The 8621-nt window shown below is 72.0% G+C and carries 10 protein-coding genes; 8 read left to right on the top strand and 2 right to left on the bottom strand.

Annotation, left to right across the window (positions count from 1 at the left end; all coding sequences use genetic code 11):
* Nucleotides 1–58: 58 nt before the first annotated feature.
* The 4 genes from ACFP3U_RS15315 (at nucleotide 59) to ACFP3U_RS15300 (ending at nucleotide 2232) form a co-directional block, all read left to right on the top strand.
* Nucleotides 59–586: a hypothetical protein gene (locus ACFP3U_RS15315; RefSeq protein ID WP_380226044.1), complete on the top strand. Its 528-nt coding sequence runs from the start codon at nucleotides 59–61 to the stop codon at nucleotides 584–586.
* A 49-nt stretch (nucleotides 587–635) separates the two neighbouring features.
* The gene (locus ACFP3U_RS15310) at nucleotides 636–836 is read left to right on the top strand and encodes a hypothetical protein (RefSeq protein ID WP_380226043.1); all 201 of its coding nucleotides are present in this window, start codon (nucleotides 636–638) and stop codon (nucleotides 834–836) included.
* A 203-nt stretch (nucleotides 837–1039) separates the two neighbouring features.
* Nucleotides 1040–2083 carry a recombinase family protein gene (locus ACFP3U_RS15305; RefSeq protein WP_465261964.1) on the top strand — a complete coding sequence of 348 codons (1044 nt, stop codon included), beginning with the start codon at nucleotides 1040–1042 and terminating at the stop codon, nucleotides 2081–2083.
* Nucleotides 2080–2232, top strand: a complete 153-nt coding sequence (locus tag ACFP3U_RS15300) for a hypothetical protein (protein WP_380226041.1) — start codon at nucleotides 2080–2082, stop codon at nucleotides 2230–2232. Before ACFP3U_RS15305 ends, ACFP3U_RS15300 begins: the two co-directional genes overlap by 4 nt.
* Nucleotides 2233–2257: 25 nt before the next feature.
* On the opposite strand, the gene ACFP3U_RS15295 is transcribed toward ACFP3U_RS15300, so the two are convergent.
* Nucleotides 2258–2437 carry a hypothetical protein gene (locus ACFP3U_RS15295; RefSeq protein WP_380226040.1) on the bottom strand — a complete coding sequence of 60 codons (180 nt, stop codon included), beginning with the start codon at nucleotides 2435–2437 and terminating at the stop codon, nucleotides 2258–2260.
* 80 nt (nucleotides 2438–2517) lie between these two features.
* Between ACFP3U_RS15295 and ACFP3U_RS15290 the strand changes: the two genes are divergently transcribed.
* The 4 genes from ACFP3U_RS15290 to tsaD all read left to right on the top strand — a co-directional run bounded on the left by ACFP3U_RS15290 (nucleotide 2518) and on the right by tsaD (nucleotide 7543).
* Complete coding sequence (locus tag ACFP3U_RS15290) at nucleotides 2518–3468, top strand: DUF11 domain-containing protein (RefSeq protein ID WP_380226039.1); 951 nt, start codon at nucleotides 2518–2520, stop codon at nucleotides 3466–3468.
* A 50-nt stretch (nucleotides 3469–3518) separates the two neighbouring features.
* Entirely contained in the window at nucleotides 3519–5582 is a 2064-nt protein-coding gene (locus tag ACFP3U_RS15285) for a hypothetical protein (RefSeq protein ID WP_380226038.1), read from the top strand.
* A 223-nt stretch (nucleotides 5583–5805) separates the two neighbouring features.
* Nucleotides 5806–6150 carry a hypothetical protein gene (locus tag ACFP3U_RS15280; RefSeq protein WP_380226037.1) on the top strand — a complete coding sequence of 115 codons (345 nt, stop codon included), beginning with the start codon at nucleotides 5806–5808 and terminating at the stop codon, nucleotides 6148–6150.
* Nucleotides 6151–6475: 325 nt separating this feature from the next.
* A complete protein-coding gene (tsaD, locus tag ACFP3U_RS15275) occupies nucleotides 6476–7543 on the top strand; it encodes a tRNA (adenosine(37)-N6)-threonylcarbamoyltransferase complex transferase subunit TsaD (RefSeq protein ID WP_380226036.1) in 1068 nt (355 codons plus the stop codon).
* Between the two features lie 13 nt (nucleotides 7544–7556).
* Here the strand turns inward: tsaD and ACFP3U_RS15270 are convergent, their stop codons facing one another.
* Nucleotides 7557–8525, bottom strand: coding sequence for a terpene synthase family protein (locus ACFP3U_RS15270; protein WP_380226035.1), 969 nt, complete (start codon nucleotides 8523–8525; stop codon nucleotides 7557–7559).
* Between the last annotated feature and the right edge of the window lie 96 nt (nucleotides 8526–8621).

Raw genomic sequence — 8621 nt, 5'->3', positions numbered from 1 at the left:
CACTCGTCCACGTACAGCCCTTCATGACGCTTGAACTCGTTCAATCATCAGGGAAATCGTGGGCTGCGGGCAGGACTGGCTCACCGCCCACGCCATCCCCGCGGGCTTCACGGTCCTGCCCCGGGGCAAGACCGGCTACTACGGCCTGGTCGGCCCGGGGCTCACCGAGGGCGTGGACGAGTCGCAGCTGACCAACGATGCGCTGTGGACCGCCGTCACCGGCCAGCCTGGCGCGGGGTGGGTCGAGAGGGTGCAGGTCACCTGCCGCAGCGAGGAGTCCGAGGCCAAGCGCAAGGCCGAGAACGACGCCCACTACGGCCGGCTGCGCGAGGAGAGCGCGGCGCGCAAGAAGGCTTCGGCCGTCGAGCCGGCCTCGCCCGCGCAGGCCCGCTACCTGCTGACCCTGGCCGAGAAGGCGGGTGAGCCGGCGTTCACCGCGCAGTTCGACAAGGCGATCACCGGAACCGCCATCAAGCCGCGTCGCGCCAAGGAGGACGTGCAGAAGGCGATCGGCAGGCTCACCAAGGCCGCCGCGCGCAAGCTGATCTCGGCCCTGGTCGACGGCGGCTCGGCCAGCGCGTCGTGACGGCCGCAGCGGGTCGCTGATGGCGGCAGTCGACCGAAGCGGGTGGGGCGTGTCCGTCGGCAACCCGCCCCACCCCGACGTCGGCAAGCCGGTCCGGCACAAGCGCGACGGCCGCACCGGGACGATCAGCGGACAACTGGTCGAACGGAACCTCGACACCGACAGGCTCGTCCGGCGCCGGATCTTCGTTCGACCGATCGGTGGCGGGTTCGAGTGGGAGGCCGATCCGGCCGACCTCGAACCCGGGTGAACGTGCGTGCGAGACTCGCGAAGCTACGGCCAAGTGTCGAGTAACGGAAAGTAGCGGTCGTGACGGTGGGTCACTCGCATAAATGACCAGATGTGCGAGTTCTGCGAGGACCCCGAACCGTGTCCGTTTTGATCCGGTTCGCTGTCGCAGAAAACCTCTCAAAAGTCCGGCGTTCTGCGAGGCACTTCTGAGAGACTTTCCCGATGGATCTGACGCCCGATCAGGCAGCATCTGCGGTAGAACGCCACGAATGCCCGAAGTGCGAAGTCCCGGCGGGGAGCCCGTGCCGGACCCTCGGCGGGAAGGTGGCGGCGAAATATCACACGCCACGTTTCATCCTCGTGCCCGCGCTGCGAGAGGACCTCGAAGTCCTCGTCCCCGCCGATCGGAACCCGGGCAGGACCTGGCGCCCCGGACCCGCTCTCGCCGTCGTCCCTCAGACCGCCGCCGAGAGCCGGCCGATCCGGATCGGGTACGCCAGGACGTCCATGGTCAGCCAGGAGCTGGCGAGCCAGATCGAAGCCCTCCAGACGGCGCGCTGCCACAAGATCTTCCAGGAGCAGATCAGCACCCGGGTCAAGCACCGCCCCGAGATGGCCGCGGCCCTCAAGCTCGCGCTCGACTTCAAGGAGGCCGCACCCGACCAGGTGGTCATCCTGACCGTCCACGAGATGAAGCGCCTGGCCCGCAACGCCGCCGAGCTGATGCAGCTCTCCGCCGACCTGGAGTCCACCGGCATCCTGCTCGAACTCCTCACCGGCCCGCTCACCGGCATCTACGACCCCAACGGCATGGGCTCGATGCTCTTCGCCGTGCTCGCCGTCGCCGCCCAGCTCGACCGCAACTACATCCGGGAGAAGACCCTGGAAGGCCAGCAGAGCGCCGCCCGCAAGGGCAACCACGGCGGCCGGCCCAAGGTCATCGACGACGACATGCTGACCTTCGCCATCGCGCTCAAGGCCAAGGGCACCCCGGTCCCCGACATCGCCAAGAAGCTCGTCATCAAGACCGGCAAGAACACCGGGAAGAACCCGTCAGTCGCATCCCTGTACCGGGCACTCGCCGACGCCGAGGAAGCCGCCGCGCTCGCCGCGGTGGACGACAGCCTGCCGCTGCGGCCCAAGCCCGCGCAGATCCACCAGCCCGGCGACCCACTCACCCCCGAGGAGATCGACCTGCGCGAGCGCCTGGTCGCCCAGCGCGCCCAGCTGACCGCCGCCGACCGCGAGGAAGAGACCAACCGGTGATCCCCACAGAGCACAGGCTGAAGGGCGGCGCGCCGCTACTCGGAGCCGAGCAGCCCGGTCTGCCCGGACCCTTCGGCACCTGGACCGAGGACGACGACCAGCAGCACGACGACGCGGCGCCTGAACAGGACGACAGCCTGCGGTGCTGACGCCCCTGCCCGGGCGCGCGGGCGCTCACTCCTCATCGCCTTCGTCGTCCTCGGGAGGCTCGCTCTCCTCTTCGAGGAGGTCGGCCTCGTCATCCAGGCCGAACGCGCGCAGCATCTCCACCACCTCGCCGGCGTCACCGCCGGCCAGCTCCACCAAGTCGTCCACCGCGGCGGGCGGGATCTCCTCACGCTCTTCGGGAGCCATGCCTCCAGCATCCCGCCGACCCGACCGGACAGCATCCGCGCCCGGCCCGCCCAAGCCGCCATCACGGGGTGTCAAAAATTTTGACAGTAACCCGGACTTTCCGTTCCGTTCCTACCGGGACCCCCAACACCGCCACCGTCGCCGCACCGACGAACCGGACCGACCTCAACGCCGCCGACAACTCCGCCACCGCCGTCACCGAGATCACGGCGGGTCCGGCCGACATCGCCACCCGCAAGGAGGCCCTCGGCAACGGGCCGGTCGTACCGGGGCAGACCTTCGACTACCGGATCACCACCACCAACCTCGGCCCGGCCGACACCACCAAGGTCGTCATGACGGACGTGCTGCCCAGCCCGCTGCTGCACGTCTCCTCTCCCGGCTGCACCGTCAACGGACGGAGTATCAGCTGCGGGCCCGTCGCCAACCTGGCGGTGGGTGCCGCGATCTCATGGACCGTCACCGTGCGGCTGGACCCGGCCTACACGGGCGACGGCAGCGACGTCCTCAACACCGCGACCTCGTCCTCGGACGCCGTCGACCCGGTTCCCGCCAACAACACCACCTCCGCCACCGGACCACCGAAGGGTGTGGCACCCGCCCAGGCGGACCTGGCCGCCGCCAAGCAGGCCGTCGGCACCACCCCGGTCGCCCCCGGCGAGACCTTCGACTACCGGGTGACGGTCACCAACACCGGCCCCTCGCAGGCCGTCGGAGTCCAGGCGCTCGACCCGCTCCCGGCCACGCTGGCGTTCGTCTCCTCCGTCGGCAGGTGCAGTTCCTCGGGGCAGTCCGTGACCTGCGCCGGCACCGACCCGCTCGCCCCCGGGGCCTCCAGGACGTGGACGTTCACCGTGCGCCTCGACCCGGGCTACCGCGGCGACGGATCGGACGTCCGCAACACCGCGACGGCCGCCGCGACCACCGCCGACCCCGTCACCACGAACAACACCAGCAAGCCGGCCGGACCGCCCGGAGGCACCGTCCGTTCCCCGGAGGCGGACTTGGAGTTCGGCAAGACCAGTCCCTGACGATCTGTCACCGGCCGTCGGCCGCTGACCCACCCGTGGAACAGGAACCGATGCACACGACCACACCCGCCACGCACCGGTGGCCGAGCCGCCGATTGACGGCCGGCGCCCTCACCGCACTGCTGACCCTGGGACCGGCCGCCGCCGGGGCCGCCGCACGGCCGGCCGTGGCGCCCGGCGAGACCTTCACCTACACCCTGAGCACCAAGAACAAGGGCCCCTCGGTGGCCAAGAACGTCACCGCCAAGGACACTCTGCCGGACGGCATCACCTTCGTCTCCTCGGACGACGGCTGCACGGCGGTGGGGCAGAAGGTCACCTGCGGGCCGGCGGCGACGCTGGCGGTCGGCGTCACCAAGAGCTGGAGCATGGTGGTCCAGTTGAGCCCCTCCTACGAGGGCGACGGTTCGGACTTGGGCAACGTGGCCAGCACCGCCTCGGACGCCCATGACCCGGCCACCGGCAACAACACCAACCCACCGGTGCGGCCCGACGGCCCGTTCGACCGCAAGTCCGACCTGTCCACCACCAAAGCCGGCGTGGGCACCGGGCCGGTCATCCCGGGCACCGAGTTCGAGTACCTGGTCACCACCACCAACAACGGGCCCTCGGACGCCCCGAACGCGATGGTCACCGACAAGCTGCCCGCCGGACTCACCTTCGTCTCCTCGGCGGACGGCTGCACCGCCACCGGCCAGGACGTGACCTGCGGGCCCGTCAGGAGACTGGCCGCCGGCGCCTCCACGGCCTGGAAGATCCGGGTCCTCCTGGCCGCCTCCTACCGGGGCGACGGCACGGGCCTGAGGAACACCGCCACCTCCAAGTCCGACGCGGCGGATCCCGACCCCGCCAACAACACCAGCAAGCCCGCCGACCTGCCCGGCGGCCTCGGCGGCGCCGAGGCGGACCTCTCGGCCGTCAAGAAGGCCGGCTCCGACACCCCGGTCGCCCCCGGCGAGACCTTCGACTACCGGATCACGGCCACCAACAAAGGGCCCTCCGACGCCACCGTGGTCACCGCGACCGACAAGCTCCCGGCCATGCTGAGCTTCGTCTCCTCACCCGACGGGTGCACCGCCAACGGACAGACCGTCAGCTGCGGCCCGCAGCCGACCCTGGTCGCGGGCGACTCGCTGGCCTGGACCCTCAAGGTGCGGATCGACCCGGGCTACCGAGGGGACGGTTCCGACATCCTCAACACCGCCACCGTCGGCTCGGCCACCAAGGACCCCGTCCCCGGCAACAACACCAGCAACACGGCCGGCCCGCCCGGCTCCAAGGTCAACCCCCCGACCGCGGACCTCGGAGTCACCAAGAAGGCGGTCGGCACCTCGGCGCCGACCCCCGGGGCGACCTTCGACTACCTGATCACCGTCGTCAACAACGGTCCCTCCGCCGACGCGTACGGCGTGACCCTCGCCGACAAGCTCCCCACGGAGCTGATCTACGTCTCCTCCACCCCGGCCGGCTGCACCGAGACAGGGTCCGTCGTGACCTGCAAGCGGGCCACCCCGCTGAAGGTCGGCGAGAGCGAGCAGTACGTGCTGACCGTCCGGCTCGACCCCGCCTACCGGGGTGACGGCGCCGCGATCAGGAACAGCGCCAAGGTCACCGCCGACAACATCGACCCCAGGACCGACAACGACAGCTCCAGCACGGGCCTGCCCGGCGGCAAGGCCGGCGCCCCCCGGGCGGACGTCTCGACCGCCAAGGAGACTGTCACCACCACGCCGATCGCCCCCGGCGAAACCTTCCAGTACGCGGTGACCGCCACCGACAACGGCCCTTCCGACGCCCTCGGCGTCGCGATCAGCGACACCCTGCCCGCCCAGCTCACCTTCGTCTCCTCGGCCGACGGCTGCTCCGCCTCCGGACAGGTCGTCAGCTGCGGCCCGGCCGCCATCGCCTCCGGCACCTCGCACCGTTGGGTGTTCACCGTCCAGCTCGACCCGGCCTACAGCGGCAACGGCTCCGACATCCGCAACATCGCCAAGGCCACCGCCGGCACCGAGGACCCCGTCGCCGACAACAACACCAGCAATGCGGCCGGCCCGCCCGGCAACACCGTCAGGGGCCCGGAGGCCGATCTGGAGATCGACAAGAAGCCCTCCTGACAGCCCGGGCCCGGTGTCTCGAGGGCGCGGCGGGCTCTGGGGCATCAGCATGCGGCGGGCCGGACGGTTCGGGCCGCCGCATGCCCATGCTGTGCGGTTGGTGCTGGTGGAGCGTGCCCCGCGGCGGTAGGCGGCCGGCCGCGGCAGGAGGAAGCGCAGACCGTCCCCGGCGGAAGAGCCCAGTAGCTGGCCGCGGCGGGCGGATGCGAAGGGGCGTGGGCAGGTGCGGACGGCGGCGGTTGCAGACTCGCCGGCCGACTGGGCCCGGCGGGCCAGGGAACTTCCGAACGGGCGAATCGCGGCCGGGCTGCTGGTCGATCTCGTCGCCGATCCGCGGCAGCACCTCGCCCGGACGGCGACGTTTCCGGTGACGGCCGCGGCCGTGGCCGTGGCCCTGCGCGTCGAACCAGGCCTCCTCCGCGAGGCCCTCCGAGACCTGGCCGACGCGGGCCTGCTCACCCTGACCCACCACGACGCAGGAGGGCCCCGGAGCGAGGTCGCCGTCGTGACCCTCACCGCACCGACGCCCCACCGCAAACCGACGGGCCCGCGCCGTGACCACCGGTGACCGCGCACCCGAGCCACCCGGCCTCCGAGGACCGTCCGACGACTCACCCCGACCTTGGCCGCCCGCCGAAAGACGGGCGGCCAACGGTGTCCCGGCAGACCGGAGCGGGCGTGTCCCGTGAGTCAGATCCTCCGATCGGAGGCTCGGGAGAAGGGACCACTGTCCGCATGGCGGGTGCCTCCTCGTGGCGATCCTTTGCCGCGTTGGCGGCGATGACGGGACCCATCGGGGCCCGCGACGACGCGTGTTTCCGAGGCCCTCTATTCTTCCTTATTGCGTTGATGTTGCAGTTGCATCAGTAGAGCAATAAGGAGTCGTGGGATCGATGGCGGGATCGCCGGTGGTACTGGGAATCGAGTCGTCCTGCGACGAGACCGGCGCGGGGCTGGTGCGCGGCGGCGTGCTGCTCGGCCAGGCGGTCGCGTCCTCGATGGACGAGCACGCCCGGTTCGGCGGCGTCGTGCCGGAGATCGCCGCACGGGCCCACGTCCACGCGATGGCGCCGGTGGTCCGTGAGGCCCTCGGCCGGGCCGGGCTCACCCTCGCCGACGTCGGCGCCGTCGCGGTCACCGCCGGACCGGGGCTCTCGGGCGCCCTGCAGGTCGGCGTCGCCGCCGCGAAGTCGTACGCCTTCTCGCTCGGCGTGCCCCTCTACGGCGTCCACCACCTCGCCGGGCACGTCGCCGCCGCCACCCTCGACGGCGGGCCACTGCCGAACCCGAGCATCGTCCTCATCGTCTCCGGCGGACACACCTCGCTGCTGCTCGTGCGCGACCTCGCCCGCGACCCGATCGTCCACCTCGGCGACACCCTCGACGACGCCGCCGGCGAGTGCTTCGACAAGGTCGCCCGCATCCTCCGTCTGCCCTACCCCGGCGGCCCCGCCATCGACCGCGCCGCCCGCGACGGCGACGCCACGGCCGTCCGCCTCCCCCGCCCCCTCAGCGGACCCAACGACCCCCCGTACGCGTTCTCCTTCTCCGGCCTGAAGACCGCCGCCGCGCGCCGGGTCGAGGCCCAGCGCGCCGCCGGCACCGAACCGCACGTACCCGACGCCGCCGCCTCCCTCCAGGAGGCCATCGCCGACACCCTCACCCGCAAGGCCGTCCGCGCCTGCACGGACCACGGCATCGACACCCTCGTCGTGGTCGGCGGCGTCGCCGCCAACTCCCGCATCCGCGCCCTCACCGAACAGCGCTGCGCCGCCGCCGGCATCACCCTGCGCGTGCCGGCCCTGCGCCTGTGCACCGACAACGGCGCCATGGTCGCCGCCATCGGCGACCTCCTCGTCCGCTCCGGTGCCGAGCCCTCCCCGATGGACCTCTCCATCGACCCCTCCGCCCCGCTGGAGTACGCCGCCCTCAGCCCCCGGGCCGTCCCGCGCGCCGCATGACCGCCGTGCCCGGTCAGGCGGCGGGGCCGGTCGGGGCCGCGTACCGGGTCGAGGTCCGCTGCCATGCGCAGTTGCCCGTCATGCAGTCCTGCAGCAGCGTGACGTACCGGGCGGCGCTCTCCCGGTCGGCCGGGGACAGGTGCGGGGCGGCGCGGGCGAGGTCCCGCTCCAGCTCCTCGAACTCCTCGACCCTGGCCGCGACCCGCTCGACCGCGCCGGCGAGAGCCTCCTGCCGGGACCGGCCCCGCGACTCCAGCAGCAGGATCAGGTTGTGGCTGTCGCCGTCACGTTCCTCCTTCTCCAACGACGCGGTGTCGTTGGCGATGGCGACGACCTCGGCGGCGACCTCCCGCATCCTGCTGAGGGTCTGGCCGTACCAGAGGAGGGGCGGCACCTCGAAGCCCGCCGTACGCTCCCCCAGGTCGTTGACCACGAAGGAACTGGTCGAACGGCGGCGCCGCCACAGGTGCTCCGTCTCGCCGCCCACCGGCAGCAGGCCGCAGCGGACCAGGGCCTCGGTGTGGTGGACGGCCAGGTAGTCCGTCCAGTTCCCGACGGTCCGCGCCTGCCAGGCCGGGGACATCCCGTGCGGCCAGCGCCGCCACACATCCACGAACGCGCGCTCCGCCGCAGGCGCCCCGGGATCGACGACGGGCCGGTGCAGCAGCCGGGTGTAGGCGGCGACGGTGCGGCCGACGGCGGCGGGGTCGCGGCCGAGCGGTCCGTCGAACCGGTCGTCGAAGGGTGTGAAGTACCAGCCCATCAGATCGGCGGCCAGGCAGAGGCCCTCCGCCGTCGCCTCCGGGTAGAAGTACGCGGACACCTCGGCCAACTGCCAGCCCAGATAGCCCTCGGCGGCCTGGTGGCCCTCGTCGAGCAGGCCGAATCCGCGCATCCACTCCAGGTTACGGGCGCGGGCCTCGTCGAGGTGCGGGTTCACCCGGAGCGGCCAGGGAAGGCCGAAATCCACGTCCTGCGGCACGGTGGGACCCCCTCGGCTGCTCGCCCGACCGGCCAGCCGCCGCACGGGCTACGGGGCGGCGTCCCGGCCCGGTACGCGACGGCCTGCGCATCTCCA

Origin of the sequence: Kitasatospora misakiensis (genome assembly GCF_042656005.1) — a bacterium.
GTDB classification, from domain to species: Bacteria; Actinomycetota; Actinomycetes; order Streptomycetales; family Streptomycetaceae; genus Kitasatospora; species Kitasatospora misakiensis.
This window is presented reverse-complemented; position numbering and strand designations above follow the sequence as displayed.